At 39.5% G+C, this 253-nt stretch carries 1 protein-coding gene; it reads right to left on the bottom strand.

Translation table 11 applies throughout. From position 1 onward, the window contains the following. A partial coding sequence (locus tag AC0IW9_RS31325) for an alpha/beta hydrolase-fold protein (protein WP_471652192.1) occupies nucleotides 1-193 on the bottom strand: 193 nt, incomplete at its 3' end. Between the last annotated feature and the right edge of the window lie 60 nt (nucleotides 194-253).

Here is a 253-nt window from a genome sequence, read left to right as displayed (position 1 = left end):
GGTGTAATGCATAAACAAAAGTTCCGCCACCACCCATAGATAAGCCGGCTATCGCTCTTGAGCGTTTATCGGTTTTGGTTCTGTATTTCTTTTCAACAAATGGCATCAACTCTTTGAAAAAGAAATCTTCATAATTCCAGTCTCCCTTAATGTCGTTAAAATAGCCGCGGCGACCAGTATTGGCATCCGGCATTACAATTATCATTGATGTTGAATTGCCATTTGCAATTGCCTTATCAGTGATGTTTAATAC

The organism is Belnapia sp. AC561 (genome assembly GCF_979252845.1).
The sequence above is the reverse complement of the archived record's forward strand: the minus strand, read 5'-3'. Positions and strand labels throughout refer to the sequence as shown.